Genomic DNA, 26,219 nt, shown 5'->3' on the forward strand with positions numbered 1-26,219 from the left:
TACCTCACACAATGCCAGTGGCGTAGAAAGTGCCGATGACCACGAAGACCGCCAGGGTCTTGATCAGCGTAATACAGAAAATGTCTTTGTAGGCTTCGCGGTGCGTCAGGCCGGTGACCGCGAGCAAGGTAATCACCGCGCCGTTGTGCGGCAGGGTGTCCATGCCGCCACTGGCCATCGCGGCCACGCGGTGCAGCACTTCCAGCGGAATGTTGGCCGCATGGGCCGCCGCAATGAAGTCGTTGGCCATGGCCGCCAGGGCGATGCTCATTCCGCCCGAGGCAGAACCGGTGATGCCCGCCAGTACCGTCACGGTAATGGCTTCGTTGACCAGTGGGTTCGGAATGCTCTTGAGCCAGTCCGCCAGCACCAGGAAGCCTGGCAGCGAGGCGATCACCGCCCCAAAGCCGTATTCCGACGCCGTGTTCATCGCCGCCAGCAACGAACCGCTGACTGCACTTCGACTGCCTTCAGCCAACTTGCCGCGAATCGCCTGAAAGCCGAATACCAGCACCAGGATGATGCCCACCAGCAACGCCGCCTGAACCGCCCAGATCGCCGTCAGCTTGGCGATTTCGGTGGTCACCGGCGCGGCCATGCCGGGCAGCTGGAGGGTGTGGGTCTTGCCATACCACTGCGGAATCCACTGGGTGAATAGCAGGTTCGTGATGCCCACGGCCAACAGCGGTGACAGGGCGATCCACGGGTTAGGCAGTTTGATATCGAGCGCCGTTTCCGGCTCGTTGCGCAACTCAGTGCCATAGCCTTCGCCAGAGCGCTGGGCCTTGTTGCGCTGGCGCTGAAGAAACAGCATGCCGGCGCAAAACACGAAGATCGCGCCGATCAAACCCAGCCACGGCGCCGCCCAGGCGGTGGTGTTGAAGAAGGTGCTGGGGATGATGTTCTGGATTTGCGGAGTGCCGGGCAGGGCGTCCATGGTGAACGAGAACGCGCCGAGGGCGATAGTCGCCGGGATCAGACGCTTGGGGATGTTGCTCTGGCGGAACATTTCAGCGGCAAACGGATAGACCGCGAACACCACCACGAACAGCGACACGCCGCCGTAGGTGAGCAGGGCGCAGACCAGCACAATCACCAACATCGCTTGGCGCGTGCCGAGCAGGCGAATGGCGGCGGCGACGATCGAACGTGAGAAGCCGGACAACTCGATCAGTTTGCCGAACACGGCACCGAGCAGGAACACGGGGAAATACAGTTTGATGAACCCGACCATTTTCTCCATGAACACCCCGGTGAAGACTGGAGCGACGGCGGAAGGGTCGGTGAGGAGGACGGCGCCGAGGGCGGCAATCGGGGCGAAGAGGATAACGCTGTAGCCGCGGTAAGCAGCCAGCATCAGCAGCGTGAGGGCTGCCAAGGCAATGATCACACTCATGGTGTGTCTCCTGGATTGTTATTTTTGTAGGGTGGGTCTTTTGTGGGAGAGGGCTTTAGCGAGATTCGTGCCAGACACTTAGGTCATTGAAATATAAGGATATTTGTTTTGTTTTTGATGGGTTTTCGAGATGCAAATCTCTGATTTGAGACTTGTTCGGCAGTGATGGCCTCATCGCGAGCAGGCTCGCTCCCACAGTTTGACCGAGTCACCCATGAAAATGCGGTCCACTGTGGGAGCGGGCTTGCCCGCGATGGCCTGTCTAACAATGGAGATTTGTGTCTCTTTATGGAGACTCTGCAATCCCCAACGCCACCATCTTTTTGTACAAAGTCGACCGCCCCAACCCCAGTTGTGCAGCCGCTTCAGTCACCTTGCCCCCGCATTGCGCCAGGGCGGATTCAATTAGCTGCCGGTCAAACCGCGCCCGAGCTTCACTAAACGTCTCATGTGCAACCGGCTCAATCATCAGCGGTGTCGAGCGCTCCACTGGCGTGAAGGTGCCAATCGCCGCACGAATCTGCGCCGCATCCAGCACCAGATCATCACTGAGTAACGCTGCCCGCTCCAGGACGTTGCGCAGTTCGCGAATGTTCCCCGGCCATGCGTGCTGGCTCAACAACGCCAGCGCCTCGCGGTTCAGTTCATGCTGACTGCGCAATTCCTCAAGGATCGCTTCGCTGAGCGCCGGGATATCGTCGAGACGATCGCGAAGGGGCGGCACGTGGATCGGCAGCACGTTGAGGCGGTAATACAAATCCGCGCGAAACTCACCGCGTTTGATCGCCGCCTCAAGATCGGTGGACGTTGCGGCAATCACCCGCACATCGCTCTGGATCACTTCGTTGGAACCAACCGGCTCGAATTCCTTTTCCTGCAAAACCCGTAGCAGTTTGCTTTGCAGCGGCAGCGGCATGTCGCCGATTTCATCGAGAAACAACGTGCCGCCCTGGGCGATCTGCAACTTGCCGGCGCGGCCCTTGCGGTCGGCGCCGGTAAACGCGCCGGGGGCGGTGCCAAAGAATTCCGCTTCCAGTAGCGATTCGGGAATCGCCGCGCTGTTGATGCTGACGAAGGCTTTGTGCGCACGTGGCGAAGCGCTATGGATCGCCTGGGCCAGCAGTTCCTTGCCGGTGCCGGTTTCGCCGAGCAACAACACTGGCGACTCGGCGCTGGCGCTACGTCGGGCGCGACGTTTGACTTCAAGGCTGGCGGCGCTGGTGCCAATGAAATGGGCGAAGTTGTACTTGGTTTGCCGCGCCCGCAGCAGCGAACGGGTGGACGCCAGTTCTTCCTGCATGCTCATGTAGCGCTTGAGCATCGGCGACAGGCTACGCAATTCGTCGAACAGCGCAAAACCAATGGCGCCGATCACTACGCCTGCATCGTCATGGATCGGCAGGCGCATGACCACCAGCGGCTCTTTGGGTGTGTCCTGCATGTCCAGCAAAATCGGGCGCCCGGTGCGTACTACCTCACGCAACAGACTGCCGGGGATCACGCTTTCGCAGGACTTGCCGATAGCACCTTCTGCCGACTCCAGACCGAAACGCCGGGCATATCGTTCGTTCATCCAGACGATGTTCGCATCGCGGTCGACAATCACCGTGCCTTCGCTGGACTGCTCGATGATCTCGAACAGCGAACGGATCGCCAGCAGGCGGACCCGTTGGTAATCCTTGAGGCTTTCAGTGGTGTTCATGAGTTCTTATCCAGAATGTGTGGTGACTGGGCGGGCCTCATCGCGGGCAAGCCCGGCTCCCACAGTTCCGTTGTGTGACCACTCTATTTGTGAACACAGCAGAACCTGTGGGAGCCGAGCTTGCTCGCGATATGGGCGACTCGGTCTAACTGCCTGTTGAAATTATGCCTACCGCGGATGCGCCGCCGCCAACAGCTCTTTGGTGTACGGGTGCTGCGGCGAATCAAACACGTCATGGCTGGCACCGCTTTCCACCACTTTGCCATCCTTGATCACGATCATGTCGTGGGCCAAGGCGCGTACCACCGCCAAGTCATGGCTGATGAACAAATACGTCAGGCCGTGTTTTTCCTGAAGCTGGCGGAGCAGGGCGACCACTTGTTTTTGCACGGTGCGGTCTAGCGCCGAGGTCGGCTCGTCCAACAGGATCAGCGCCGGTTTCAGCACCAGTGCCCGGGCGATGGCGATTCGCTGACGTTGGCCGCCGGAGAATTCGTGCGGGTAGCGATGACGGCTTTGCGGGTCGAGGCCGACTTCTTCCAGTGCCCGAATCACTTCGGCCTTGCACTGTTCATCGGTCAACTGGCTGTGCACCTCAAGGCCTTCGCTGATGATCTGTGCCACTGACATCCGTGGGCTGAGACTGCCATAAGGGTCCTGGAACACTACCTGCATTTTCTTGCGCCATGGCCGCAGTTGCTTTTGCGTCAGGCCATCCAGCTCCACGCCCTGAAAGCGGATGCTGCCTTGGGAATCGAGCAGCCGCAGGATCGCCTGCCCGAGCGTCGACTTGCCCGAGCCGGACTCACCGACGATGCCCAGTGTCTTGCCACGCTGAATATTGAGGCTGATGCCATCCACTGCGGTGAGGTACGTCTTGCGCTGAAACAAGCCGCCGCCGAGGGGAAATTGCACGCGCAGATTGTCCACTTCCAGCACGTTCTCGCGCTCGTCGCGGGGCAGGGCTTCGCCCTCCGGTTCGGCATTCAACAGCACGCAACTGTAGGGGTGCTTCGGCTCGGTGAAAATCGTTTCGCAAGTGGCCTGTTCGACGATTTCCCCATCCTTCATCACGCAGACACGCTGGGCAATGCTGCGCACCAGGTTGAGGTCATGGCTGATCAGCAACAGTGACATGCCGAGCCGTTGTTGCAGCGATTTGAGCAGGATCAGAATCTTGCGTTGCACCGTCACGTCCAACGCCGTGGTCGGTTCGTCAGCGATCAACAACTCAGGCTCGCAGGCCAGGGCCATTGCGATCATTACCCGCTGACGTTGGCCGCCCGAGAGTTGATGCGGATAAGCCTTGAGCCGCTCCTTGGGCTTCTGGATGCCGACCAGGTGTAACAACTCAAGGATCCGCGCTTGTGCCGCTTTGCCGGTCAGGCCTTTGTGCAGCAGCAGGGTTTCACCGATCTGTTTTTCGATGCTGTGCAGCGGATTGAGCGAGGTCATCGGCTCCTGAAAAATCATCGCGATCCGGTTGCCGCGCAATTCACGCAGCACTTTGGCCGGGGCGCCGAGCAGTTCCTTGCCGCGATAACGGATGCTGCCGGTGGATTCTGTGCCGGTTTCGGGCAGCAATTGCAGGATCGAATGCGCCGTCACCGATTTCCCGGACCCCGACTCTCCGACCAGTGCCAGGCATTCGCCGGGGTGGATGTTCAGGCACAGATTGCGCACCACGGTTTCGCCATTGAAGGCGACGCTGAGGTCTCGGATTTCGATCAAGGGGGTACTCATATCAACAGTCCGCTTCAGGATCTTGGATCGAAAGCATCACGTAATGCCTCGCCGATAAACACCAGTAAAGAAAGAATCAGTGCCAAGGTGAAAAACGCTGTCAGCCCTAACCAAGGCGCTTGCAGGTTCTGCTTGCCCTGACCGATCAATTCGCCGAGGGATGCGCTGCCGGCCGGCATGCCGAAACCGAGGAAGTCCAGTGCTGTCAGGGTCGAAATCGCCCCGGTGAGAATGAACGGCAGGTAACTCAGGGTCGCGTTCATGGCGTTGGGCAGAATGTGCCGCACGATCACTTTGCGATCCGTCAGGCCCAGCGCCCGGGCGGCTTTGACGTATTCCAGGTTGCGTCCGCGCAGGAACTCGGCGCGCACCACGTCGACCAGCGCGAGCCAGGTAAATAGCGCCATGATCCCCAGCAACCACCAGAAATTCGGCTCGACGAACCCCGAGAGAATGATCAGCAGGTACAGCACCGGCAGCCCGGACCAGACTTCCAGCAAGCGCTGGCCGATCAGGTCGACCCAGCCGCCGTAATAGCCTTGAAGGGCGCCGGCGGCAATGCCGATCAGGGCGCTGACGAAGGTCAGCATCAACGCAAACAGGATCGACACTCGGGCGCCGAAAATCACTCGGGCCAATACATCCCGGGCCTGATCGTCGGTGCCCAGCCAGTTCACATTCGAGGGCGGACTCGGCGCCGGTTTGTTGAGGTCGTAATTGGGTGTGTCGTCACTGAAGGGGATCGGCGGGAACAGCATCCAGCCGCCGTCCTTTTTGATCAGTTTCTGCACGTAGTCGCTGCGGTAATCCGCCTGAAACGGCAGTTGCCCGCCGAACGTCTGCTCAGTGTGGCGCTTGAACACCGGGAAATACCATTGCCCCTGATAGCTGACCACCAGCGGCTTGTCGTTGGCGATCAACTCGCCGCCCAAGGTCAGCACAAACAGACCAATGAACAACCACAGCGACCACCAACCCCGGCGATTTTTCTTGAAACGTTCAAAACGGCGACGGCCCAACGGCGAGAGCTTGAACATCAGGCATTCCTCGCGGCGAAGTCGATACGCGGGTCGACCAGGGTGTAGCAGAGGTCGCCGACCAGTTTTATCAGGAGGCCAAACAGCGTGAAGATAAACAGTGAGCCAAACACTACTGGATAGTCACGCGAGACGGCGGCTTCATAACTCATGCGGCCCAGGCCATCAAGGGAGAAAATCACCTCGATCAGCAAGGAGCCGGCGAAAAACACGCTGATGAACGCCTGCGGAATGCCCGACACCACCAGCAGCATTGCATTGCGGAATACGTGCCCGTACAGCACCCGACGTTCACTCATGCCTTTGGCGCGTGCGGTGATGACGTACTGGCGGGTGATTTCATTGAGGAACGAGTTTTTGGTGAGGATGGTCAGGGTTGCGAAACCGCCGATCACCAGCGACGTCACTGGCAGCACCAGGTGCCAGAAGTAGTCGGCGACTTTGCCCACGGTCGACAGCGACTCGAAGTCGTCCGAGACCAGCCCGCGCACCGGGAACCAGTTCAATGAGGTGCCGCCGGCGAACACCACGATCAGGAACATGGCGAACAGGAACGCCGGCATGGCGTAGCCGATAATGATCGCGGTGCTGCTCCAGATATCGAAATGGCTGCCGTGGTGCACGGCCTTGCGAATACCCAGGGGGATCGACACCAGATAGGTGATCAGCGTCGCCCAAAGCCCGAGGGAAATGGTCACCGGCATTTTTTCCAGGATCAGGTCGGTGACCGTGGCGCCACGGAAGAAGCTCTTGCCGAAGTCCAGCCGGGCGTAACTGGTGAGCATCAGCCACAGGCGTTCATGCGCGGGTTTGTCAAAACCGTATTGTTTTTCAATGTCCTTGATCAGCTGCGGGTCGAGGCCCCGGCTGGCGCGCGAGGTGCCGGACATGGTTTCGCCGGATCCGCCACCGACTGCCGCGCCGCCGATGCCTTGCAGGTGCGCAATGGCCTGTTCCACCGGACCGCCCGGTGCCGCCTGGACGATGACGAAGTTGACCAACAGAATGATCACCAGCGTCGGAATGATCAGCAGCAAACGCCGCAGTATGTAAGCCCACATCAGTGCGGCCCTCCGGGTTTGCCACGGCTGATTTGCTCGGCGGTCATTTGCTGGTTGGTCAGCGGCGTGGTGCTTATTTCCCACCAGCTCTCAATGGCTTCGTCATTGCTGGCCTGCTCGTTGGGCCGGCCGAACCGGTTCCACCAGACGGTCGATGTGCCCGGCGGGTAATAGTTGGGAATCCAGTAGTAGTTCCATTGCAGCACCCGGTCGAGCGCGTGGGCGTAACGCAGCATCTCGGGCTGGGTGGTGGCGTGGACCAGTCCGGTGATCAGTGTGTCGACTGCCGGGTTCTTCAGCACCATGTAGTTATTGGCGCCGGGATCGTTGGCCGAGATCGAGCCGAAGTAATTGAACAGTTCACCCCCCGGTGAGGTGGTGACCGGGTACCCGGTGACGATCATGTCGTAATCGCGGCTCATCAGGCGATTCACGTACTGCGATGAATCGATACGGCGGATGTTCATGTCTATGCCGATCTGTTTCAGGGTGCGCTTGTAAGGCAACAGCAATCGGTCCATGCCGTTCTGGCTGACCAGGAAGGTAAAGCTCAGCGGCTTGCCATCGGCGTTGACCAATTGATCGCCATCAGGTTTCCAGCCGGCCTGTTCGAGCAGGTCCAGCGCTTGCAATTGCTTATCGCGAATCACACCGCTGCCATCGGTTTTCGCTGCTTCGAAGACCTGGGTGAACACCTCATCGGGGATCTGCCCGCGTAACGGCTCAAGAATGGCCAGTTCCGCTGCATTGGGCAGTTGCCGCGCAGCCAGGTCAGTGTTGGAGAAGTAGCTCTGCTGGCGGATGTACATGTCGCGCATCATCTGCCGGTTGCTCCATTCGAAATCCCAGAGCATGGCCAGTGCCTGGCGCACCCGGCGGTCCTGGAAAATCGGGTTCTGCAGATTGAAGACAAATCCCTGCGCCGGCTGCGGCGCATCGGTAGCCAGGTGAGCCTTTTGCAGGCGCCCGTCGCTCAGGGCAGGGCTGTCATAGCCGATGGAAAAGCCGGTGGCGGAGAATTCGCGGTTGTAGTCATAGGCCCCACCCCGTAGCACCTGGCGCGCGACGTCGGTGTCACCGAAGTATTCGATGCTGAAGCGATCGAAGTTATAGAGGCCGCGGCTGACGGGTAAATCCTTGCCCCACCAATTGGCGTCGCGCTCGAACGTGATGCTGCGACCGGAGTCGACTTTGCCCACCTTATAAGGGCCGCTGCCCAAAGGCGCCTCGTACCCGCCACCGTTGGCGAAGTCGCGGGTCTTCCACCAATGTTCGGGAAACACCGGCAGCGTTGCGATGTCGAGGGGCAGGGTACGGTTTTCGTTACTTTTGAAATCGAACCGGACGGTCAGAGGCGATTCAACTTCCACGCCTTTGACGTCAGCGAATTGGGTGCGATAGCGCAGGCTGCCCTGGGTCATCAACAGGTTGAAGGTGTAGCGCACGTCTTCTGCCGTGATCGGTTTGCCGTCTGCAAAGCGCGCCTTGGGGTTGAGATAGAAGCGCAGGAACAGACCATCGTCCGGGCGCTCCATCTTTTGTGCTACGAGGCCGTACACGGTATAGGGCTCATCCAGCGAGCGCTGGGCCAGCGGCGAGTAAAGCAAACCGTCGATTTGGGTGACGCCAATACCCTTGTCGATGTACGGCAGGATATGGTCGAAATGCCCGATTTCGATCGCCGAGCGACGCATCGTGCCGCCCTTGGGGGCCTGCGGATTGGTGTAAGCAAAATGACTGAAACCGGCGGGATATTTCGCGGGTTCACCGTACACGGTCAACGCATGTTGCGGTGCTGCATCCACACCGGCGGCGCCCAATAACAGCACCACGGCAGTGAACAATAAAGTGGGGAAAGCCAGTCGCATTGTCAGCCTTAGAGCCGGAGGATCGAAAACCACAATTTGTACGCTAGCGGCGCGTCCCTCGCCAGCCTAAAAACGTATCTGAAACACAACGGCCCACCAAAAGGCGGGCCGTTATGCGTAAAGCCTGGCGGATCGATCAGTCCTGACGACTGGTCACTTCCAGCAAGTGATAACCGAACTGGGTTTTCACCGGGCCTTGTACGACGTTGAGTGGAGCGCTGAACACCACGGCGTCGAATTCCTTGACCATCTGGCCAGGACCGAACGAACCCAGGTCGCCACCTTGACGGCTGGACGGGCAAGTGGAATTGGCTTTGGCGATTTCGGCGAAATCAGCGCCGCCTTCAATCTTGGCTTTCAGTTCGTTGCACTTGGCTTCCGAGGCAACCAGGATGTGACGGGCAGTGGCTTTAGCCATGGGAAATACTCCTTTCGATATTCAATAAAGTGCGGAGCCTACCGGATTCAGTGGCCTATTTCTCGTCAAAAGTTCCGGACAGATTACAGGCCGGCGTTTTTCAGGCGCTCGGCATGCTGCACATACAACGCAACGGGATCGATGGCTTTGCGGCTATGGCCATCTGAATGGCCAAGGCTGCTCAGATGATCCAGCGGATAGTCGGAGCGGATGACTTTGCCCAAATGTGAGCTGTAACGGCCGACCATGCCGTCATTTTGCTCCGCTTCCGTGGTGAAATAATGGGAAAAAGCGCGAAGGAACCCGTGCAGCGGGTCGAGCGCATTGAGCCCTTCGTCGAGAAGGGTTCCCTGTAACGTGCCGCTCCAGGAGTAATAACGCACGCCGTTAACCAGTTCGCGGCCCTTGCCACCCCAGGTCTTTGGTAACCCTTGAGGATACTTATCGTTGAAAGCGCCGACGCCTTCGGTGGTCAGCGCATTGAGCGCGGCGACAGCGTTCTGCGGCAGGTGAGCGTTGCCGCTGAGCAACGACACAAAATCGGCGTACAGCGTCGCCACCGTCGCGGCGACATGTTCCGGAAGTCGGCCGGGCGTCAGTGCCTTGCGCAGGAAATCGGCCAGTTCCGAACCGTGGTTCGGGCCGCTGACGGAGGTCACGGACGCAATGGCATGGGGGGCCATCGCCGCCGCATAACGTGCGGCCAATGCCCCTTGGCTGTGGCCGATCAAGTTGACCTTGCTGGCGCCGGTTCCTTCCAGCACCCGGTCGATCTGTGCCAGCAGTTGGTCGCCACGTGCTTCGTTGCTATGGGTAGCTGACAGGTGCGGGATGAACACTCTGGCCCCCGCACCTCGCAGGGACTGCTTGACGTTATGGAAGAATTCGGTTGTGCCGATGCGATCGAAGCCAAAGAGGCCGTGGATCAGCAGGATAGGGTACTGGGTGGTTGCATTCCGTAGCATGTTCATTCCTTTTTCGCGGTCGTTCAGAGGTGTGCAGATGGGCTCACTCTAAAGCACCCCAGCGCTTCGGCGGTGTATGAGGAATCCGCTGTAACCTGCTGAAAAAGGTATAGAAAACGTAGGAAATTTCGAATGTGGTTGAGGTCTCGTTCGGAATGTTTCGACATCTTTTGATCTGTAACTGTGCGTTTTCTTGCGATGGCCTACTCAGGAAACACCTTTACCTGTCAGTCATGTCCTCTTCCGGCTGGAAGGGGGATACCGATCAGTTAAGCCATCACGCGATCCGTAGCAGCCGGACGCAGGCTTCGCCAGCTGCTACAGAAATTGCGTTACTCCGAAAACTGCTTCGCCTTGTTTATTGATTCCCGCGCTGCGCTCGAAGCCGGTCGGCGGCCTGGCGCAACAGCTGCTCTGTGCCGTCCCAGCCAAGGCAGCCATCCGTGACCGAGACGCCATAGCGCAGGGGTGGACTCAAGGGCTGGCAACCTTCGAACAAATGGCTCTCGATCATCATGCCGATCAGCGAACGGTCGCCTTGCAGGCGTTGTTCGAGCACGTCGTTGAACACCGCGGGTTGCCGTGCCGGGTCTTTGCCGCTATTGGCGTGGCTGCAGTCGACCATGATCCGCGCCGGGATCTTCAGTCGGGTCAAATCGCGATTCACTTGGGCGACGCTGTCACGGTCGTAGTTCGGTCCACGGTGTCCGCCGCGCAACACCAGGTGCGTATCGGGATTGCCCGGCGTCTGGATGATCGCAGGATGTCCCTGGCTGTCGACGCCGAAATGCCGATGGGGATGGGCAGCCGAGCGCATGGCGTCGCTGGCAACGGTCACGCCGCCATCGGTGCCGTTCTTGAACCCGACCGGCATGCCCAGGCCGCTGGCCATTTCCCGGTGGATCTGCGATTCGGTGGTACGGGCACCAATCGCCACCCAGCTCAGCAGGTCATCAAAGTAACCGGCGGCCATGGGTTGCAGCAGTTCGGTGGCAATCGGCAAGCCGAGGCGGAGCATTTCGCGCATCAGCTCGCGGGACAGCGTCAAGCCGCCGGCCATGTCATCGCTGCCATCCAGATGCGGATCGTAGGCCAGGCCTTTCCAGCCGACAGTGGTGCGCGGTTTTTCGACGTAGGCGCGCATGACCAGCAGCATTTCATCACTGACGTTGGTGGCGAGTCGGGTAAGGTTGGCCGCGTATTCGAGGGCGGACTGCGGGTCATGAATTGAGCAAGGGCCGACGATCACCAGCAAACGGGCGTCTTCACCGTTGAGGATCGCACGGACGGCGTCACGGTGAGCGGCGACTTGCCGGGTCAGGGCGTTGTTGAGGGGCAGTTGCTGCTTGAGTTGCAATGAGCTGGGCAGACGCAGGGTCAGCGTTTCATTGGCAGGGCTCAAGGTGGACAGCGGCAGAGCAGAGACGGACGAGTTCATATCAAGGATTCCTGGGCTGGCGGCGGGTTCGTTCCCGCGCGCTCGGCCCTACTGGGGTGTTCGACAATTGGCCGGATTGGCTGCGTGTGTGTGCATGCCACCTGTGGGTGACCGATCGGAGGCGGCAGGCTGTCCCGAGCGGAGGCTGGTAAATCGCCAGGCGGTAAAACTGTCGTAACGGTAATAAGTGGCGTAGTTCATGTCGTGAATCCTCAAAGTGTCTGGTGTGTCGCAAAAATGTGCGGGGCTGAAAAAACAAAACCCCCGGTCGGGAGGCCGACCGGGGGTTTGGAAAACTCTGGCGGCGACCCGTTTAAAGTGGGCGCCGTGTGGGTATCAGGCGCGCCAGTGGCTAAACCAATACCCAAAATAAAAGCTGACCGGAGCGCAAACTTCATTCGCCCGCGCAGCCGCCACCGAGCGCAGGGCGCTGATAGTTGGAAGCTGTGAGAGGGCGTTGAGCATGGTCTGTCTCCGATGGATGCGCCGAGCTTACTCGAGGCCGGTGCGCGGTTTCAATCAGAAAATGCTATCGATGGCCGACAGCGTTTTCTATCGCTTGAGCGCCGGCCGTTTTATGACACACTTTGGGTTTTGCCCACCCTTTAACGTCACAAGGACGAATCATGACGCCATTGACCATAGCCGCCGCTCAATCGATTTCCGTTGCGGGTGATCTTGCCGCCAACATTGTCCGGCATCAGCGTTTTATGCAGGTTGCCGCGGAACAGGGTGTTCAGTTGCTGGTCTTTCCAGAATTGTCGCTGACCGGGTATGAGCGGGGATTGGCAGCCGAATTGGCAATCACACCGGATGCCGAAGTGTTGCGGCCGTTGCGAGATTTCGCCCAGGTAGTCGGTGTGACGAGCGTCGTCGGAATGCCGATTCGGCTGTCGGACGGATCGCCGGTACTGATTGGCGCATTGGTGTTCGGCGCAGATGGTTCGCTCGGGGTTTACAGCAAGCAGCATCTGCACCCGGGCGAGGAAGTCGCGTTTGCCCCGGGCGCAGGTGGTTCGATGTTGACGATCGGTGCCGATGCCGTCGCGCTAGCGGTGTGTGCCGATTTTTCTCACGCCAGTCACGCAGCCGCAGCGGCGGAGCAGGGTGCCGACCTGTATGCCGCCGGTGTGTTGATCACGGAAAACGGCTATGCCCCGGACACTGCGCTTCTGCAAGGCTACGCTGGCACTCATTCAATGGCGGTGCTGATGGCCAACCACGGCGGAGTAACCGGAGGTTGGGAGTCAGCAGGGCGCAGTGCTATCTGGGCGTCAGATGGTTCGCTCATTGCCGCGGCGAACGGTACGGGGAATGTGATGGTAGTGGCTCGCCGCGAAGCGGGTGACTGGCGCGGGCATGTTGTCGACGTTGCGGTGGCTTGAATGGGTTTCCAATGGCGTCCGGCGACACCCCAGGATCTCGACTTCGCCCGGAAGCTGACCTGCGACAACATGCTGCGCTATTACATTCAGCACGACCTGCTTTGGCTGGATGAGGCGTTTGATATCGCGTGGGCGGGGCGGGAGAACCGCATGATTGTGCGCGATGATGCGCTGCTGGGTTTTGTCAGCTTGAGTCGCGATGCGAGCGCCTTGTACATCCGCGAGCTGCACATTGTCGAAGCGTTCCAGGGGCAGGGCGCGGGTTCCTGGGCGATCGATCAGGTATTCGCACTGGCGTGCAAGGAACGTCGCCAGGCGTTACGCCTGACCGTTTTTGAAAACAATCCGGCAAAAAATCTTTACGAGAGAAAAGGGCTGACGGTGGTCGGCAAAGACGAGTGTTTCCTGAAAATGCAGCGTGATGCCGGTGGGGTACATCGCTGAAACACGCTTGCAACAAGCCTTTCAAGACGAATTGATACTTTTTATATGACGCTTGCCGCTAGGTCTGCCAGTTGCTTTTTGCTAAGGTGTCCGGCAACCCAATAAGACCAAATCGCGAGGTGTCTGCTTGATTAGGGTGCTAGTAGTCGATGACCATGATCTCGTTCGTACAGGCATTACACGAATGCTGGCTGACATCGATGGCCTACAAGTAGTCGGCCAGGCTGAGTCAGGGGAAGAATCCCTGCTGAAAGCGCGTGAGCTGAAACCCGATGTGGTGTTGATGGACGTCAAGATGCCCGGGATCGGCGGTCTTGAAGCCACGCGCAAACTGTTGCGCAGTCACCCGGATATCAAAGTCGTCGCGGTTACCGTGTGTGAGGAGGATCCGTTTCCGACGCGATTGTTGCAGGCCGGTGCCGCAGGTTACCTGACCAAGGGCGCCGGGCTGCCGGAAATGGTTCAGGCCATTCGCCTGGTGTTTGCCGGGCAACGCTACATCAGCCCGCAGATTGCCCAGCAACTGGCGATCAAATCCTTCCAGCCGACCAACGATTCGCCCTTCGATGCGTTGTCCGAGCGCGAGATCCAGATCGCGCTGATGATTGTCGGCTGTCAGAAAGTACAGATTATTTCCGACAAACTTTGCCTGTCGCCCAAAACGGTCAACACTTACCGTTACCGCATTTTCGAGAAGCTTTCGATCAGCAGTGATGTCGAGCTGACGCTGTTGGCGGTTCGTCACGGCATGGTCGATGCCAGCCTCTGACAATGACTGAAGTCTTCGATCCCAGCGCTTTTCTGTCGACGGTCAGTGGGCGTCCCGGTGTGTATCGCATGTTCGATAGCGATGCGCGCCTGTTGTATGTCGGCAAAGCCAAGAACCTGAAAAATCGTCTGTCGAGCTACTTCCGCAAATCCGGCCTGTCGCCCAAGACGGCGGCGCTGGTGGCCCGCATCGCTCAAGTCGAAACCACCATCACCGCCAATGAAACCGAAGCCCTGCTGCTTGAGCAGACGCTGATCAAGGAATGGCGCCCGCCGTATAACATCCTGCTGCGCGATGACAAATCGTACCCCTACGTTTTTCTCTCGGATGGCCAGTTCCCTCGCTTGAGCATCCATCGCGGTGCGAAGAAGGCCAAGGGCAAGTATTTTGGCCCGTACCCGAGCGCCGGCGCGATTCGCGAAAGCCTGAGCCTTTTGCAAAAGACCTTTTTTGTCCGTCAATGCGAAGACAGCTATTACAAGAACCGCACGCGACCTTGCCTGCAATATCAGATCAAACGTTGCAAGGCACCGTGTGTGGGGTTGGTCGAGCCTGAGGTGTACGCCGAAGACGTTCGACACTCGGTGATGTTCCTTGAGGGGCGCAGCAATGCGCTGACGGACGAGTTGTCCGCGGGCATGGAGGAGGCGGCGATCAATCTTGAATTCGAGCGCGCCGCCGAGTTGCGCGACCAGATTTCATTGTTGCGTCGAGTCCAGGACCAGCAAAGCATGGAAGGTGGCACCGGCGATATCGATGTGATTGCCGCCTTCGTCAATCCGGGCGGTGCCTGCGTTCACTTGATCAGCGTGCGCGGCGGTCGGGTGCTGGGCAGCAAGAACTTCTTCCCGCAAACCGGCATCGACGAAGATGTGTCCGAAGTCATGGCGGCCTTTCTCGGCCAATACTTCATCACCAGCCCCGAGCGCGACTTGCCGAGCGAGCTGATAGTCAACGTCGTTCATGAAGATTTCCCGACGCTGATCGAGGCCATCGAAGCCCTGCGTGGTCGCGAGCTGACGATCAGTCATCGGGTACGCGGTACGCGAGCGCGCTGGCAGCAATTGGCGGTCACCAACGCCGAGCAGGCCTTGGGCGCGCGTCTGGCGAACCGTCAGCACGTCGCGGCACGTTTCGATGCGTTGGCAGAAGTGTTGAACCTGGACGAGCCGCCGCAGCGTCTGGAGTGCTACGACATCAGCCATTCCAGCGGCGAAGCCACTGTGGCGTCTTGCGTGGTGTTTGGCCCGGAAGGCCCGATCAAATCCGATTATCGCCGCTACAACATCGAAGGCGTGACGGCGGGGGATGACTACGCCGCAATGCATCAGGCCTTGACCCGCCGCTTCAGCAAGTTGAAGGACGGTGAGGGCAAGCTACCGGATATTCTGCTGGTGGACGGTGGCAAGGGTCAGCTGTCCATGGCGCGTGACGTACTCAATGAACTGGCGGTGCCCGACTTGATTCTGTTGGGCGTGGCCAAAGGGGCGACGCGAAAGGCCGGTTTCGAAACCTTGTACCTCAACGATGCTGCCCACGAGTTCACCTTGCGCGGCGATTCCCCTGCGCTACATTTGATTCAGCAAATACGCGACGAAGCTCACCGATTTGCGATTACCGGGCACCGCGCACGTCGTGGGAAAACCCGCCGCACGTCCACGCTTGAAGGTGTGGCCGGCGTGGGGCCGACACGGCGTCGCGATTTATTAAAACATTTTGGTGGATTGCAGGAGCTGTCTCGTGCCAGCATCGAGGAGATCGCCAAAGCACCCGGGATCAGTAAAAAGCTCGCAGAGTTGATTTATGCAAATCTGCACAGCGAGTAGAATGCCCAACTCACCTCGTAGCCAGTTGTGCCGATGAATATCCCTAATCTGATTACCGTTCTACGCGTCCTGCTCATCCCGATCTTCATTTTATTGTTCTACCTGCCTTACCACTGGAGCTACCTGGCGTCTGCCTCGGTCTTCGCATTTGCCGCCGCTACAGACTGGCTGGATGGTTATCTGGCCCGACGCCTGGAGCAAAGTACCCCGTTCGGGGCTTTCCTCGATCCCGTGGCGGACAAGCTGATGGTCGCCGTCGCGCTGGTCTTGCTGGTGCAAGAACACGGCAACCTGTGGCTCACGCTGCCGGCCGCTGTCATCATCGGTCGCGAAATTGTCGTTTCGGCATTGCGCGAATGGATGGCCGAACTCGGCGCCCGTGCTCATGTGGCGGTGTCGAACCTGGGCAAATGGAAAACCGCCGCGCAAATGCTCGCACTGGTCATCCTGCTGGCCAATCCGTCAGACTTTTCCTTCTGGGTCTTGATCGGTTATGCCTTGCTGCTGGTGTCTGCGGGCCTGACATTGTGGTCCATGGTCCAGTACTTGCGGGCTGCCTGGCCGCATCTGAAGACCGACGTTGAAAAGAAATAAAACTTTTTTGAATCAAGGGGTTGACGGGGCTTCTGGATTCTATAGAATGCGCCACACCAAGACGCGGGAATAGCTCAGTTGGTAGAGCACGACCTTGCCAAGGTCGGGGTCGCGAGTTCGAGTCTCGTTTCCCGCTCCAAGTTTGTACGCATTTGTTGTTGTGCTACTGACAGCAAATGTTTGAGGCCGAGTAGCAAAATGGTTATGCAGTGGATTGCAAATCCACCTACGCCGGTTCGATTCCGACCTCGGCCTCCACTATAAACAAGCTCCGTAGATCTATGATTTACGGAGCTTTTTTTATTTCCGCAGCCCTGCAAGATTTTGTCTTGAAAAGGTCATCTGCGAACTTGCTTCGCCGGGGCGGGGTGTATATATTTCCCCCTCTGCTGCACAAGCGTCAGAACTGCCAGGTTGTCATCTGTCAGTTTTAAGACTGCTTCACCGCGCTACCGCCCGAATGGCGAAACTGGTAGACGCATGGGACTTAAAATCCCCCGCTCGTAAGGGCGTGCCGGTTCGATTCCGGCTTCGGGCACCATTTAAAATCAAGGGTTTGCGGGCGAAAGCTGATGCAAACCCTTGTTCGTTTCTGGGTCGCAAAATTAGGGTTGGGTCGCAATTCACTTAGTGGGCGAGACTTTCTTTCCTTTCCGATTGCGGATGTATTGCTCGGTCATAACGACGGTAGTATGCCCAAGTTGATCTCTCGCCTGCATGATGTCCCCGCTTGATTCGGCTTTGTCCGTACCAGCTTTAGCGCGTAAATCACGCATCTGAAACTCGGACTTCGCGACACCGGCCGCCTCTCTGGCCAAGTCAAATCTTCCCCGCAACATCGCCACCGACATCGGTGTGCCATCCTCCGTAACGATCATCCGCGTCGAGCGGATCTTGTGTCCTGCCTTCCTGGACATAATTCGATCGATCAAATCCTTCAGCTCACCAGTTATCTCGATCCGACGTTTTGCATTCGTCTTGCCCTGCAGCACCCAAATTTGACCGTCGCGGACATCCCGCTCGTCCAGTAATCGGGTATCGGTCACACGTTGGCCAGTCAGATAAGCAAGGTCCATCGCGTCCCGAAGGCCGACATCGGCTTTTTCGTACACGCGCTTGAACAATGCATCCTCAATGTAGATGTCCCGACCTGTCTCCTTGTTGCCCTTGATCCCTGCGCATGGGTTGGCCAAGGCTGTGTATCCAACATCCCTCGCAAAGTTCCAGATTGCACTGAGCAAGGCCTTCTCGCGGTTTGCCCGAACAGGCGCCGTCTTGCGCCAGGTCAGATACTGTCGAACGTGTAGCGGCTGGATTGTCTCAAGGGGCGCCGGCGGATCGTCGAAAAATGACATCAGGTTTTTCAGCTCGCGGATGTTGTCCTTCTGGGTAGCTGGTTTTTTCGACGGCACGACGTCGCGCATATACTTCTCAGCCACGTACCGAAACGTGATCACCTTGGCGACCAGGTCTGTCGCGGTACGGTCGCGCTCCAGTTTGGCGTACTCCATGATCGCCAGGCCGTAATCGCTGCCCAGTGCAATTTCTTTGCGGTCCTTGCCGCCCATCTCGTAGTAATAGAAAACCCGGCCGCTTGCTTTCTTGCGTTCTCGCAGCCGGGCTATTGAGCCGGGTTTACTTGGTCTTCGTCCCATATCAGCCAGCCTTGCGTGGTTTCCATGCGGGTTTTTCTGCTTCAAACATACCGACCGCAGTCACGGCCATGGCCGTCACGCTTGGCCAGCCATTCACCTTGATGGTGTGTCTGACGCCGTTCTTTTTCAGATTGAGGATTTGACCTGCCTTGGTCCGCGCGCCGGTGAGCTCGCAAACCTCCTCGTGGGACAGAAACTGGATGCTCATGAGTTGCGATACCTTTCCGTTGCCGCTATAGCGGCTGACTTTGAAGGGGAGGAGGGTTGAATCTTACTGGTAGAGCCGGATTTCAATTTCAGGGGGCGTGCTTCATCATTCGAGCAATCTTGGATCCGGGAGGCCACACTAAATGAGTAGATTTGAGTTTTTGGAAGATGTAGTGGGAGTTAATGATGACGGCACTCACTGCCATCCTTACAAACACACTGTTAGGAAGCAGAAAGGAAAGTTCAGCTACAGCTTCGAAACCCACAACAAGGATTTCATCCCTGCGTCCGCTGAAGAGTTGATTGCGTTGATCGAGGACGGGCGATTCGACGAAAATGGCAAAATCAGAATGCTGCCGCCTGACAGTACAAACACCAAGAATAATGGGGCAATGCGAGTCGCTTTTTACAAGGGGCAAAAGCTGCCGTTGACTTCCCAACAATCAGAGAGGTCTAGTCGTGAAGCGGCAGTACAATATTGGTGGGTAAACCACAAGCAAACCTACCGTTCAGAGATCGAGGGTGGTTATGTCTGGTCACCTAAAGCAAATAGCAATGGCGCTCGGAATCAGACCTATCTGAACCTCACCTTAGTGCGGCCTGGCGACATTGTATTTTCTTACGCAGGAGCCGAGATTCGGGCAGTCGGTGTAGTAACGGCTGAACATCAAGAGCAGCCAAAGCCTGAGGAGTTCGGTTTGACGGGTGGTCATTGGTCAGCCGATGGCTGGCTTGTACCAGTTGAGTGGGTGGTACTCGACATGCCGATATCACCGAAATTCCACTTGGCTGCTATCGCTCCGTTGCTCCCTCCCAAAAACTCGCCCCTGCAGAGCAACGGAAACGGTAACCAAAGTTGTTATTTGGCAAGTGTTTCTGTCGATCTTGGGGAACTAGTACTCGACCTTGCGCGTCAGGCCAGCCCTGTTTCTATCGATCGCATACAGGAGCTTGAAGACTGTTCTCTTGAGGATGTCCAGCAAAAAGCTATTGAACTGGACCAGAGCATATCCCCGACTGAGCGAGAGCAACTCACTAAGGCTAGAGTCGGACAGGGGCTATTTCGCCTGCGTGTGCAGTCGATCGAGAAAACATGCAGGCTCACTGGCATTGCCGATGCTCGATTCCTGGTAGCCAGTCATATCAAGCCTTGGAAGAGCGGCGACAATAACGAGCGTCTTGATGGTCATAACGGTCTGATGTTGGCGCCCCACGTAGATAAACTTTTCGATCGCGGCTGGATTTCCTTTGAGGACAACGGAGACGTATTAGTTGAACAGAGCGCTAAGGTTGTCACCTCTTCGTGGGGCCTGAGCGGTGTCACCAACGTGGGGGCATTCACCAGAGAGCAGCAGGTTTTTCTTCGTTACCATAGGGCTCACGTTTTCAAAGGCTAGCCGGTGGATGCCATACCACGGTCGCGGCTTCGATGCCGCTGCAAATGCTTCCGTAGGTGATGGGCACAGCGTCACCTCGTAGGTATATTGCTCGCGTTAAGTCGCTCAGTCGGCGACCAGATAGGAATGCGTTATGGATCGGTTAGAGCATCTTGCGTGGCTGTTGAATGACTTGATTTATGATTTGGTAACACCGCCAAAGGTGCTGAGGGACTATGTTGCTCAGACAGATTTTCATCCAGGAACCGGGCAGTTCCTAGGAATTATCCGGATGTGCAAAATTTCAACCATTCTTGCGATGACCAAGTTTCATGACGTCAATAAAAACTACGGCAAGGAGATACGTAGCTTTCCAGAGGATATACGCGAGCAAGTTAAGCAATTTATGAGTTATGTTCAGGACAAAAGCCTGGTCAGGCTTCGGAACAAATTTGTCGCGCACAACTTCGACGATTTCTCAGCCTCCTCATACTGTGAGGGTGAGGCAATTTTGAACGAAATATTCGGGACAACACTTCAAGACCACCTGGAGTTCTTTCAGTGGGTAAGCCCAGCCGATCCTGAACAAACTTTCGAGAAATATTACGTGTCGTACCTTGTTACGCGCATGAGGAACCACGTAACCAGCCTGGTTAAACCTCTGCCTCGGGTTTAAGTCGCTGGCGTTCAGCGCCATAGGTGAGGGTGGGTTAGATCGCCATTTCTGACTGCGCTTCGCGCTGCCAGATCGGTGAACTGTTGTGCGACTCGATCCGATCAGCAATGACGTTGGCGCGCTGGCCGGCAGTCGGTGGTGCATACATGCCGAAGCGACTAATGCTACCACCGTTCACTGCAGCGTTCGTGGAGTCGGCAGAGGCCAGCGGCAATAGCTGGAATATCGCAGGATCAAGCATGCGCAGGCCGTGGAGTCGGCACATTGGTCGGCCGTGATCGTCGCAGATGGCATCCATCGCTGCGCCGATGCGCTTCCACCATGGGTTGGTGCCTGGACTGGACCATTGGCCGGAACTGCCAATAGCGACTGTATGCCAGTCTGCGGCGAGTCTTTGAAGGCGCTCGAGCGATTCGTGCAGATGCCAGACGGGCACGCCGCGCAACTCACTTGGCCAGGCTGACAGGAGCGCATCGTTTGCGGCCTCATTGTCGTCAATCACATCAGGGATCAGTGCCCAGTCAAAGCCCGGGTGCCGGTGCCACTGCTCGACCCAGCGAGTGTAGCCGTCGACATCCAAGGTTCCGCCCTTGTTCCAGATCGAGAAGGCTCCATTGTCGAAGACAAACGACTGGCAAACATCAGCAACGATGCCAATGTCGTCTTGGCGCGGGAACGGAACCAGTGCATGCCGACCGGCAAGGAAGCGAGCGCCATCTTGTCGAGTGCCGCCGACCGGTGTGCCGTGGTACGCAATCATCCGCTTAGCCTCACGGTTTCGATCTCGACGCCCTGGTGTGTGGCGATGATTGTTTGATCACCGCCTAAGGATTCAGCCAAGCGATCAGCGATCTGTTCGTGCCAGTCCTTCTTGATCAGCGCGGTGGCCGTCTTGATGTGCTCGACATGAATCATCACCGGCGACCGGATCTCCAGTCGATAAATGATCGTCTCGCTGTCGGCCGGGCATATGGCAGCAAACGTATGCCGATAAATATTCATAGAGTGTCCTCGCCGGCTGGCGTGAAGTGAGTTTGTGGTTTATTTATCTATGTCGAATTCACTGACGGGAGACCGACATGAGATTGCAAAGCGATATCGATGCACTCGCGGCAATCGAGGAAGACGCTCAAATGATGCTGAAGCGATTGGGGATTCCCGACGACAAGCAAAAGCTGGAAGTCGTCATTTGCTTGCGGCAGATCATTGATCTTGCGGCCTACAGGAATGCGATTGACCGACTTACAGAGCCTTCAGAGCGATAGGTGAGGGTGGGTCAGGCTTCGCAAAACGCTTTGAAATTCAGCTCGCCGTCGATTTCCAGCGTGTCCATGACGCCCAATCCTTCCTGCTCCGCGACGATGCGCACTTTGAGCCCGCGGAACTCGCCAATCTTGTAGTCGAAGCCCTGGCAATTTTGCTCAACCATCTGCTGGTGAGCATCGGCCAGCGCTTGGGCCAAACCGTCTTTGATCTCAATGACCTTTTTCATGGTGATACTCCAGTCGGGCGCTGCCCTCCGTGACCGAATGCGACAGTGCTGTTGTTGATCAATTTTGTGTAATCGGTGAAGCAAAGATAGAATTGGCACAGGGTTTTCTTTGGTGCCAAGGAGCTGCGATGTGGGGTAGTGCGGAATTTTGGAATTGGTTGAACCAATTTGGCGTGATTTGTACAATAATTGGTACTATTTTAACAATCCTCACCTTTACTTATGTCAGAAAGGTTAGGAAGATTTTAATCGTAAAGCACAGGCTTCCAGCTGTGCATGACGATATTGTTAAGTTAATGCCTGAGTATAGGAAGGGGTTGAGGGATTGGGAGAACTCTAAGGAAGAAGTTATGCATATACTTTATCAGTTAAAAGGGCATATAAACAATATTCGACCTAGTCTTGGGGATAAGGAAAAGGCATTGGCTGATGTTCTTGTGGGGCTTATGTCTTTTGATGCGAAATGGTATTCTTCAACCCGTCGAGAAATGACGCAGGGTGATGCTTGGTATGTTTCTAGGCGAATGACTGAATTTGAAGTAATGCTCAATGGTTTACATAAAGATAATGAGGCGTCGAGATTATGATGGACTCTACTACGAAAAAAATGGTCGCTCGTCTGATGGAGGAAACGTCAACTGGAAGGCTAACGTGGAGAGTGCTTGATGCTCCTAACTCTATTACGCGTGGAAATGATGATTATTTTCCTTTGTATTTTCAGACATCTTACAAAGGTAAGAATGTTTGTGTTTATGAGACAAGAGCCAGAAGCTATATAGAAGATAGAGAATACTGGAGCGAGTATCTAGTTGTTGGGATCGTGGACAATGAGGGAAGAGTAGTTTGGGATTATGAAGGGAATGATCCTTTATTGCGCGAACTTTTCGGAGATGTTCGTAGATCGGTATCGGACGTCAATGAGTTTTTGGATTATTTTCGTTAACTTATTTTTACCATCAAAATTATCTGGAAAAGGATCTTCATTCGCGTGGACTTTTGAACAGGGACAGCATGGATGTGATCATGGGCTTGCATGAGATGATAGAGTTTTGCTCGGGGTCAATGATTTCACCACCCGGATCACGCTTCAGCTCAGCGATGCTTTGATTGAGAAAATCACGCGCCACGTTTTCACTAATAACGATTTCGTGGCGCGCTTTTAACGCAACTTTTGCGCCTTCAGGCCCAAGCGAATGTCCATAGCGCAGGCAGCCTTCAATCACCGAAGCCTGCTCAGTGTCCTCAAGCCACGCCATGATCTCCTCAAGGATGTTGCGGGTGCCAAGCCGGCATCAATGGCGCAATTCCTTTTCGTCGTACTCGATCCGCTTCAGTGCTGCTTTGGCCGATCGATCTTGTCCAGTCTTGGCCATGGCTTGCCTCTTCAATCCCGTGGGCCAGTAGATCCAGCCATGTCTGTCGTCGGCGCTGGCGCATCTGGCTGCTGACACGCCTCATGCTGCTATCTGCTGGTTCCAGACGCCCACGGCGTCGAACATCCGGGCGGCCTGTTCTTCAATCAGCGATACCTCGGCGGGAATGGCTATCCAGCCCGAAGCGACCCGATGATTCGGATTGCTCTCGGCGACGAGGGTTTTGTAGGTGTCCTCGATCACGTCCTCGAGGTGGGCGGCCAGATAATTGCCTTGGGGCGCAACCTCGACCGATTTGGTGTAGCGGTGGCCGCGCTGGTCGCGACACTGGACGCTGGCATAGATCGTCCAGCGGTGAGCAATGTCGCAAACTGCTTCGGCTATGCGCTGTCCTGTCGGGATGCTCCTACACGTCTTCCAGTTGATCATCCCTTGGCGGCCGCTGGGGTCTATGTGGATCACCGCGACGTGATTGACCTTAAGCTCTGCCCGGCTCACACGCTCCATTCGAGCGCGCATGTTGTTAGGTTTTCGCTTTTTCATCGTGTCGCCGCAATCTGGCGATTGGCCTTTGCTTCAAACTGTATGGCAAGTTCGAGAGCGGCTTTGTAGTCGTCACGGAAGGCGCGGGTCTTGTTGGTGGTACGGTCTTTAATCTGGTACATGCCGACGCTTCGCCCGGCGATTTGGTAGCGCACCGGTTTGGCTGGCGCTGGTTGATCAATACGGCCGTAAAACCCTGCTCGGGCGGCCTTTGTTCGTTGCAGCAGCTCACCGAGTTCATCAATGCGCTCTTGAAATGCTGGATGCATGGCTAATCCTTAAGTCTGAGTTGTCATCCCGATGCACCCTATCGCCAAGGTGCAGCAGTGATGCTGTCCGTCCTATTGCCGCCGGAGGGGCGGGGCGCATTGCTTGCCGGGTCGTGTGCTGCTCACCGGCGCGTTTGGCGTCGGTGCCAGGGCGCCCGAGTTACCTGCTAAAGACTTCAACGCCGCTCAGGTCGGCGGGACTTACACGTACGCCGCTGACTTTTTGAATAGGCCCGATTTCCCCAACGGCAGCACCCATGGCTTCGTCACCCATATGGAGCGGTCTTTTGGAAATTTGGCGTACCAGGAGGTTCACGCGAAGGACAATGCGATGTGCTATCGCTATCGTATTGAAGACTTTGCAACAGGCACCTGGACGGAGTGGCATCACAATTGGGATACCAGCAATCTGGTTAAACAAACCTCTCCCCAAGATGACACCGCAGGCCACGTACTGCTCGCGGGGGCGTATGGCTGGGGCCAGGGAGGGATTGTCCTTCCCGAAGGCACCGATCTAAACACAATCACCGCCGCGGGTATTTACCGGGTGAACAGTGGTCTGAACATTCCAGCTGGTGGTGAATTTTCCCCCATGCTGGTAGCGGTCAGTCAAGACACCCTCTGGCAACAAATCATCGGCTATAGCAGCGGCGCAACTTATACCCGTGGCGGTGTTCAGACCCTAGATGGTTTCGTATTCAGTGCGTGGGTAACGAGTTGGGACACTAGTAACTTTGACCCTGCTGCGTACCAGGCGGCACTGGGTTTCACTCCCGTGCAGCAAGGCGGGGGGGCGGGTCAGGACCCCAATAAAATCTACATTGGCTATGAAAACGCCTCGGGCGAAATAAAAATACAGGTTGATGCGCAGGATTTCGGGAGGCTCTGGACCGAAAGCAATTTTGATCCCGCCGCGTATCAGCCTTCGTTAGGCTTTACCCCCGTTCAACAGGGCACGGGAGCTGGACAGCTAACGAACGTGATAAAGCTGGGTTGGACGGCTTTAAATGCGATCAACGTGACTGTCGACGCTTCTGATATGGGCGCGATGTGGACTGACGCCATTGGTGCAGAAAAAGTGCGCGGTGCCATTGCCGGTTTTGGCGCGGGCGAAGTGGGCACCTATGGACTGTTTGTTGTCGTCGGAGGCGGTGGCGTCGCGATGGGGCCGGGGACTATTTTGGCAGGTGGCTCTCTGGGCTGGGCGAATACTGCGGGGATGAACTATGGCGCTCCCGCCGGTACTTGGGTGTTGCAGGGGGCCTCGGCGAATAGTGGCGACGGCGCTTCCTATTCAACGACCGTTTGCAAGAGGATTGCATGATGAACTACACCAATGTGTTGACCCCGCAATGGGCTGATGTGGCCCACACGGCCATCAACCTGGTGCTGGTCACCAAAGAGCTGGGCGCTATTCCCTTCACGGCCACACCCGATGACTCGACCAGTTACGGCCCGGAGATCTACGAGCGTGTGGTAGCCGGTGAGTATGGCGAGATCGCTGCGTATGAGCCGCCATCGGACGCGGCCTTGTTGCCTGCTGCACGGGCTCAGCAGCAACGGCTGATGCACGAAGCTGGCCTGGCGGTGGCGCCGCTGCAGGACGCGCTCGATCTGGGCGTGGCCACTGCCGAGCAGGTCGAGGACTTGAGTGCGTGGAAGTTCTACCGCATCGAGCTGAGTGAAGTGCCGCAGCAAGCCGGTTGGCCACGGACGATGGAGTGGCCGGTCACACCGGTTCAGCAGACCCCCTGACGCCCCGCATTGCCGGGGCGTTTTCTTTTCCGTTACGCGTCACGTCACTCACAGCCTCGCTTATGCGGGGCTTTTTCGTTTCTGGAGCATCATCTATGAGTTTCTTTCACGGCGTCACCGTGACCCTGGTGGACACCGGGGCCCGGCATATCGCCACCCCGTCCGCGTCGATCATCGGCCTGTGCAACACCTTCACCGTGGCACCGCCGGCCACCGCCGCTGCCAAC

General features: G+C 57.1%; 28 protein-coding genes, 3 tRNA genes and 1 pseudogene. 15 read left to right on the forward strand and 17 right to left on the reverse strand.

What is annotated here, in order from left to right:
* Positions 1-4 precede the first annotated feature (4 nt).
* The 9 genes from KGB06_RS07125 to KGB06_RS07165 form a co-directional block, all read right to left on the reverse strand.
* Positions 5-1,396 carry a GntP family permease gene (locus tag KGB06_RS07125; RefSeq protein ID WP_223513196.1) on the reverse strand — a complete coding sequence of 464 codons (1,392 nt, stop codon included), beginning with the start codon at positions 1,394-1,396 and terminating at the stop codon, positions 5-7.
* A gap of 286 nt (positions 1,397-1,682) precedes the next feature.
* The gene (locus KGB06_RS07130; protein WP_223513199.1) at positions 1,683-3,098 is read right to left on the reverse strand and encodes a sigma-54 interaction domain-containing protein; all 1,416 of its coding nucleotides are present in this window, start codon (positions 3,096-3,098) and stop codon (positions 1,683-1,685) included.
* A gap of 168 nt (positions 3,099-3,266) precedes the next feature.
* Positions 3,267-4,841 carry an ABC transporter ATP-binding protein gene (locus KGB06_RS07135; RefSeq protein WP_223513209.1) on the reverse strand — a complete coding sequence of 525 codons (1,575 nt, stop codon included), beginning with the start codon at positions 4,839-4,841 and terminating at the stop codon, positions 3,267-3,269.
* 14 nt (positions 4,842-4,855) lie between these two features.
* A complete protein-coding gene (locus tag KGB06_RS07140; protein WP_223513211.1) occupies positions 4,856-5,878 on the reverse strand; it encodes an ABC transporter permease in 1,023 nt (340 codons plus the stop codon).
* Positions 5,878-6,939, reverse strand: coding sequence for a microcin C ABC transporter permease YejB (locus KGB06_RS07145; RefSeq protein ID WP_223513213.1), 1,062 nt, complete (start codon positions 6,937-6,939; stop codon positions 5,878-5,880). Before KGB06_RS07145 ends, KGB06_RS07140 begins: the two co-directional genes overlap by 1 nt.
* Positions 6,939-8,807, reverse strand: a complete 1,869-nt coding sequence (locus KGB06_RS07150; RefSeq protein WP_223513215.1) for an extracellular solute-binding protein — start codon at positions 8,805-8,807, stop codon at positions 6,939-6,941. The genes KGB06_RS07145 and KGB06_RS07150 overlap by 1 nt, the downstream gene beginning before the upstream one ends.
* Positions 8,808-8,943: 136 nt before the next feature.
* Positions 8,944-9,225 (reverse strand): peptidylprolyl isomerase, encoded by a 282-nt coding sequence (locus KGB06_RS07155; RefSeq protein WP_223513228.1) that lies wholly within the window; start codon positions 9,223-9,225, stop codon positions 8,944-8,946.
* Between the two features lie 83 nt (positions 9,226-9,308).
* On the reverse strand, positions 9,309-10,190 hold the full coding sequence (locus KGB06_RS07160) for a lipase family alpha/beta hydrolase (protein ID WP_223513230.1): 882 nt from the start codon (positions 10,188-10,190) through the stop codon (positions 9,309-9,311).
* Between the two features lie 358 nt (positions 10,191-10,548).
* Entirely contained in the window at positions 10,549-11,628 is a 1,080-nt protein-coding gene (locus tag KGB06_RS07165; RefSeq protein WP_223513232.1) for a 3-deoxy-7-phosphoheptulonate synthase, read from the reverse strand.
* Between the two features lie 626 nt (positions 11,629-12,254).
* Here KGB06_RS07165 and KGB06_RS07170 point away from each other — a divergent pair.
* The 8 genes from KGB06_RS07170 to KGB06_RS07205 all read left to right on the forward strand — a co-directional run bounded on the left by KGB06_RS07170 (position 12,255) and on the right by KGB06_RS07205 (position 17,187).
* Positions 12,255-13,013, forward strand: a complete 759-nt coding sequence (locus KGB06_RS07170) for a carbon-nitrogen hydrolase family protein (RefSeq protein ID WP_223513233.1) — start codon at positions 12,255-12,257, stop codon at positions 13,011-13,013.
* On the forward strand, positions 13,014-13,457 hold the full coding sequence (locus KGB06_RS07175; protein WP_223513234.1) for a GNAT family N-acetyltransferase: 444 nt from the start codon (positions 13,014-13,016) through the stop codon (positions 13,455-13,457).
* Between the two features lie 127 nt (positions 13,458-13,584).
* The gene (uvrY, locus tag KGB06_RS07180; protein ID WP_008015884.1) at positions 13,585-14,226 is read left to right on the forward strand and encodes a UvrY/SirA/GacA family response regulator transcription factor; all 642 of its coding nucleotides are present in this window, start codon (positions 13,585-13,587) and stop codon (positions 14,224-14,226) included.
* Between the two features lie 2 nt (positions 14,227-14,228).
* The gene (gene uvrC / locus KGB06_RS07185; RefSeq protein WP_223513236.1) at positions 14,229-16,052 is read left to right on the forward strand and encodes an excinuclease ABC subunit UvrC; all 1,824 of its coding nucleotides are present in this window, start codon (positions 14,229-14,231) and stop codon (positions 16,050-16,052) included.
* A gap of 33 nt (positions 16,053-16,085) precedes the next feature.
* Positions 16,086-16,646: a CDP-diacylglycerol--glycerol-3-phosphate 3-phosphatidyltransferase gene (gene pgsA, locus KGB06_RS07190; RefSeq protein ID WP_223513238.1), complete on the forward strand. Its 561-nt coding sequence runs from the start codon at positions 16,086-16,088 to the stop codon at positions 16,644-16,646.
* Positions 16,647-16,709: 63 nt separating this feature from the next.
* Positions 16,710-16,785: transfer RNA gene (locus KGB06_RS07195), tRNA-Gly, on the forward strand.
* Positions 16,786-16,830: 45 nt separating this feature from the next.
* Positions 16,831-16,904, forward strand: a tRNA-Cys gene (locus KGB06_RS07200).
* A 196-nt stretch (positions 16,905-17,100) separates the two neighbouring features.
* Positions 17,101-17,187, forward strand: a tRNA-Leu gene (locus KGB06_RS07205).
* A gap of 82 nt (positions 17,188-17,269) precedes the next feature.
* Here KGB06_RS07205 and KGB06_RS07210 read toward each other — a convergent pair.
* Together KGB06_RS07210 and KGB06_RS07215 are read right to left on the reverse strand one after the other, a co-directional pair.
* Positions 17,270-18,301, reverse strand: coding sequence for a tyrosine-type recombinase/integrase (locus tag KGB06_RS07210; RefSeq protein WP_223513874.1), 1,032 nt, complete (start codon positions 18,299-18,301; stop codon positions 17,270-17,272).
* Position 18,302: 1 nt separating this feature from the next.
* A complete protein-coding gene (locus tag KGB06_RS07215) occupies positions 18,303-18,509 on the reverse strand; it encodes a DUF4224 domain-containing protein (RefSeq protein ID WP_223513240.1) in 207 nt (68 codons plus the stop codon).
* A gap of 142 nt (positions 18,510-18,651) precedes the next feature.
* On the opposite strand from KGB06_RS07215, the gene KGB06_RS07220 reads away from it, so the two are divergent.
* Positions 18,652-19,905 carry an HNH endonuclease gene (locus KGB06_RS07220; RefSeq protein ID WP_223513242.1) on the forward strand — a complete coding sequence of 418 codons (1,254 nt, stop codon included), beginning with the start codon at positions 18,652-18,654 and terminating at the stop codon, positions 19,903-19,905.
* 133 nt (positions 19,906-20,038) lie between these two features.
* Complete coding sequence (locus tag KGB06_RS07225; protein WP_223513244.1) at positions 20,039-20,560, forward strand: hypothetical protein; 522 nt, start codon at positions 20,039-20,041, stop codon at positions 20,558-20,560.
* Between the two features lie 34 nt (positions 20,561-20,594).
* On the opposite strand, the gene KGB06_RS07230 is transcribed toward KGB06_RS07225, so the two are convergent.
* Both KGB06_RS07230 and KGB06_RS07235 read right to left on the reverse strand, forming a co-directional pair.
* Positions 20,595-21,320 (reverse strand): hypothetical protein, encoded by a 726-nt coding sequence (locus tag KGB06_RS07230; RefSeq protein ID WP_223513247.1) that lies wholly within the window; start codon positions 21,318-21,320, stop codon positions 20,595-20,597.
* Positions 21,317-21,562, reverse strand: coding sequence for a hypothetical protein (locus tag KGB06_RS07235; protein WP_223513250.1), 246 nt, complete (start codon positions 21,560-21,562; stop codon positions 21,317-21,319). Before KGB06_RS07235 ends, KGB06_RS07230 begins: the two co-directional genes overlap by 4 nt.
* A 77-nt stretch (positions 21,563-21,639) precedes the next feature.
* Between KGB06_RS07235 and KGB06_RS07240 the strand changes: the two genes are divergently transcribed.
* Positions 21,640-21,825: a hypothetical protein gene (locus KGB06_RS07240; protein ID WP_223513253.1), complete on the forward strand. Its 186-nt coding sequence runs from the start codon at positions 21,640-21,642 to the stop codon at positions 21,823-21,825.
* 11 nt (positions 21,826-21,836) lie between these two features.
* Here the strand turns inward: KGB06_RS07240 and KGB06_RS07245 are convergent, their stop codons facing one another.
* Positions 21,837-22,052, reverse strand: coding sequence for a hypothetical protein (locus KGB06_RS07245; protein ID WP_223513255.1), 216 nt, complete (start codon positions 22,050-22,052; stop codon positions 21,837-21,839).
* 29 nt (positions 22,053-22,081) lie between these two features.
* Between KGB06_RS07245 and KGB06_RS07250 the strand changes: the two genes are divergently transcribed.
* Both KGB06_RS07250 and KGB06_RS07255 read left to right on the forward strand, forming a co-directional pair.
* On the forward strand, positions 22,082-22,639 hold the full coding sequence (locus KGB06_RS07250) for a hypothetical protein (RefSeq protein WP_223513257.1): 558 nt from the start codon (positions 22,082-22,084) through the stop codon (positions 22,637-22,639).
* Positions 22,636-22,995 (forward strand): hypothetical protein, encoded by a 360-nt coding sequence (locus tag KGB06_RS07255; protein ID WP_223513259.1) that lies wholly within the window; start codon positions 22,636-22,638, stop codon positions 22,993-22,995. The genes KGB06_RS07250 and KGB06_RS07255 overlap by 4 nt, the downstream gene beginning before the upstream one ends.
* Before the next feature lie 37 nt (positions 22,996-23,032).
* Here the strand turns inward: KGB06_RS07255 and KGB06_RS07260 are convergent.
* From KGB06_RS07260 to KGB06_RS07270, 3 genes and pseudogenes are all read right to left on the reverse strand, one after another.
* Positions 23,033-23,425: pseudogene (locus tag KGB06_RS07260) on the reverse strand (hypothetical protein).
* An 81-nt stretch (positions 23,426-23,506) separates the two neighbouring features.
* The gene (locus KGB06_RS07265; protein ID WP_223513263.1) at positions 23,507-23,968 is read right to left on the reverse strand and encodes a hypothetical protein; all 462 of its coding nucleotides are present in this window, start codon (positions 23,966-23,968) and stop codon (positions 23,507-23,509) included.
* Positions 23,965-24,237, reverse strand: coding sequence for a hypothetical protein (locus KGB06_RS07270; RefSeq protein WP_223511122.1), 273 nt, complete (start codon positions 24,235-24,237; stop codon positions 23,965-23,967). Before KGB06_RS07270 ends, KGB06_RS07265 begins: the two co-directional genes overlap by 4 nt.
* A gap of 103 nt (positions 24,238-24,340) precedes the next feature.
* On the opposite strand from KGB06_RS07270, the gene KGB06_RS07275 reads away from it, so the two are divergent.
* Entirely contained in the window at positions 24,341-25,561 is a 1,221-nt protein-coding gene (locus KGB06_RS07275) for a pyocin knob domain-containing protein (protein WP_223513265.1), read from the forward strand.
* Positions 25,558-25,992: a tail fiber assembly protein gene (locus KGB06_RS07280; protein ID WP_223513267.1), complete on the forward strand. Its 435-nt coding sequence runs from the start codon at positions 25,558-25,560 to the stop codon at positions 25,990-25,992. The genes KGB06_RS07275 and KGB06_RS07280 overlap by 4 nt, the downstream gene beginning before the upstream one ends.
* The last annotated feature ends 227 nt before the right edge of the window (positions 25,993-26,219 follow it).

The sequence above is a fragment of the Pseudomonas sp. GL-B-19 genome (genome assembly GCF_019956415.1).
Classification (GTDB): domain Bacteria; phylum Pseudomonadota; class Gammaproteobacteria; order Pseudomonadales; family Pseudomonadaceae; genus Aquipseudomonas.

What these genes read in the sequence shown, in the direction of transcription:
- KGB06_RS07125 (WP_223513196.1), bottom strand. Translation starts at nt 1,396, where the DNA reads ATGAGTGTGATCATTGCCTTGGCAGCCCTCACGCTGCTGATGCTGGCT.
- KGB06_RS07130 (WP_223513199.1), bottom strand. Translation starts at nt 3,098, where the DNA reads ATGAACACCACTGAAAGCCTCAAGGATTACCAACGGGTCCGCCTGCTG.
- KGB06_RS07135 (WP_223513209.1), bottom strand. Translation starts at nt 4,841, where the DNA reads ATGAGTACCCCCTTGATCGAAATCCGAGACCTCAGCGTCGCCTTCAAT.
- KGB06_RS07140 (WP_223513211.1), bottom strand. Translation starts at nt 5,878, where the DNA reads ATGTTCAAGCTCTCGCCGTTGGGCCGTCGCCGTTTTGAACGTTTCAAG.
- KGB06_RS07145 (WP_223513213.1), bottom strand. Translation starts at nt 6,939, where the DNA reads ATGTGGGCTTACATACTGCGGCGTTTGCTGCTGATCATTCCGACGCTG.
- KGB06_RS07150 (WP_223513215.1), bottom strand. Translation starts at nt 8,807, where the DNA reads ATGCGACTGGCTTTCCCCACTTTATTGTTCACTGCCGTGGTGCTGTTA.
- KGB06_RS07155 (WP_223513228.1), bottom strand. Translation starts at nt 9,225, where the DNA reads ATGGCTAAAGCCACTGCCCGTCACATCCTGGTTGCCTCGGAAGCCAAG.
- KGB06_RS07160 (WP_223513230.1), bottom strand. Translation starts at nt 10,190, where the DNA reads ATGCTACGGAATGCAACCACCCAGTACCCTATCCTGCTGATCCACGGC.
- KGB06_RS07165 (WP_223513232.1), bottom strand. Translation starts at nt 11,628, where the DNA reads ATGAACTCGTCCGTCTCTGCTCTGCCGCTGTCCACCTTGAGCCCTGCC.
- KGB06_RS07170 (WP_223513233.1), top strand. Translation starts at nt 12,255, where the DNA reads ATGACGCCATTGACCATAGCCGCCGCTCAATCGATTTCCGTTGCGGGT.
- KGB06_RS07175 (WP_223513234.1), top strand. Translation starts at nt 13,014, where the DNA reads ATGGGTTTCCAATGGCGTCCGGCGACACCCCAGGATCTCGACTTCGCC.
- uvrC (WP_223513236.1), top strand. Translation starts at nt 14,229, where the DNA reads ATGACTGAAGTCTTCGATCCCAGCGCTTTTCTGTCGACGGTCAGTGGG.
- pgsA (WP_223513238.1), top strand. Translation starts at nt 16,086, where the DNA reads ATGAATATCCCTAATCTGATTACCGTTCTACGCGTCCTGCTCATCCCG.
- KGB06_RS07210 (WP_223513874.1), bottom strand. Translation starts at nt 18,301, where the DNA reads ATGGGACGAAGACCAAGTAAACCCGGCTCAATAGCCCGGCTGCGAGAA.
- KGB06_RS07215 (WP_223513240.1), bottom strand. Translation starts at nt 18,509, where the DNA reads ATGAGCATCCAGTTTCTGTCCCACGAGGAGGTTTGCGAGCTCACCGGC.
- KGB06_RS07220 (WP_223513242.1), top strand. Translation starts at nt 18,652, where the DNA reads ATGAGTAGATTTGAGTTTTTGGAAGATGTAGTGGGAGTTAATGATGAC.
- KGB06_RS07225 (WP_223513244.1), top strand. Translation starts at nt 20,039, where the DNA reads ATGGATCGGTTAGAGCATCTTGCGTGGCTGTTGAATGACTTGATTTAT.
- KGB06_RS07230 (WP_223513247.1), bottom strand. Translation starts at nt 21,320, where the DNA reads ATGATTGCGTACCACGGCACACCGGTCGGCGGCACTCGACAAGATGGC.
- KGB06_RS07235 (WP_223513250.1), bottom strand. Translation starts at nt 21,562, where the DNA reads ATGAATATTTATCGGCATACGTTTGCTGCCATATGCCCGGCCGACAGC.
- KGB06_RS07240 (WP_223513253.1), top strand. Translation starts at nt 21,640, where the DNA reads ATGAGATTGCAAAGCGATATCGATGCACTCGCGGCAATCGAGGAAGAC.
- KGB06_RS07245 (WP_223513255.1), bottom strand. Translation starts at nt 22,052, where the DNA reads ATGAAAAAGGTCATTGAGATCAAAGACGGTTTGGCCCAAGCGCTGGCC.
- KGB06_RS07255 (WP_223513259.1), top strand. Translation starts at nt 22,636, where the DNA reads ATGATGGACTCTACTACGAAAAAAATGGTCGCTCGTCTGATGGAGGAA.
- KGB06_RS07265 (WP_223513263.1), bottom strand. Translation starts at nt 23,968, where the DNA reads ATGAAAAAGCGAAAACCTAACAACATGCGCGCTCGAATGGAGCGTGTG.
- KGB06_RS07270 (WP_223511122.1), bottom strand. Translation starts at nt 24,237, where the DNA reads ATGCATCCAGCATTTCAAGAGCGCATTGATGAACTCGGTGAGCTGCTG.
- KGB06_RS07280 (WP_223513267.1), top strand. Translation starts at nt 25,558, where the DNA reads ATGATGAACTACACCAATGTGTTGACCCCGCAATGGGCTGATGTGGCC.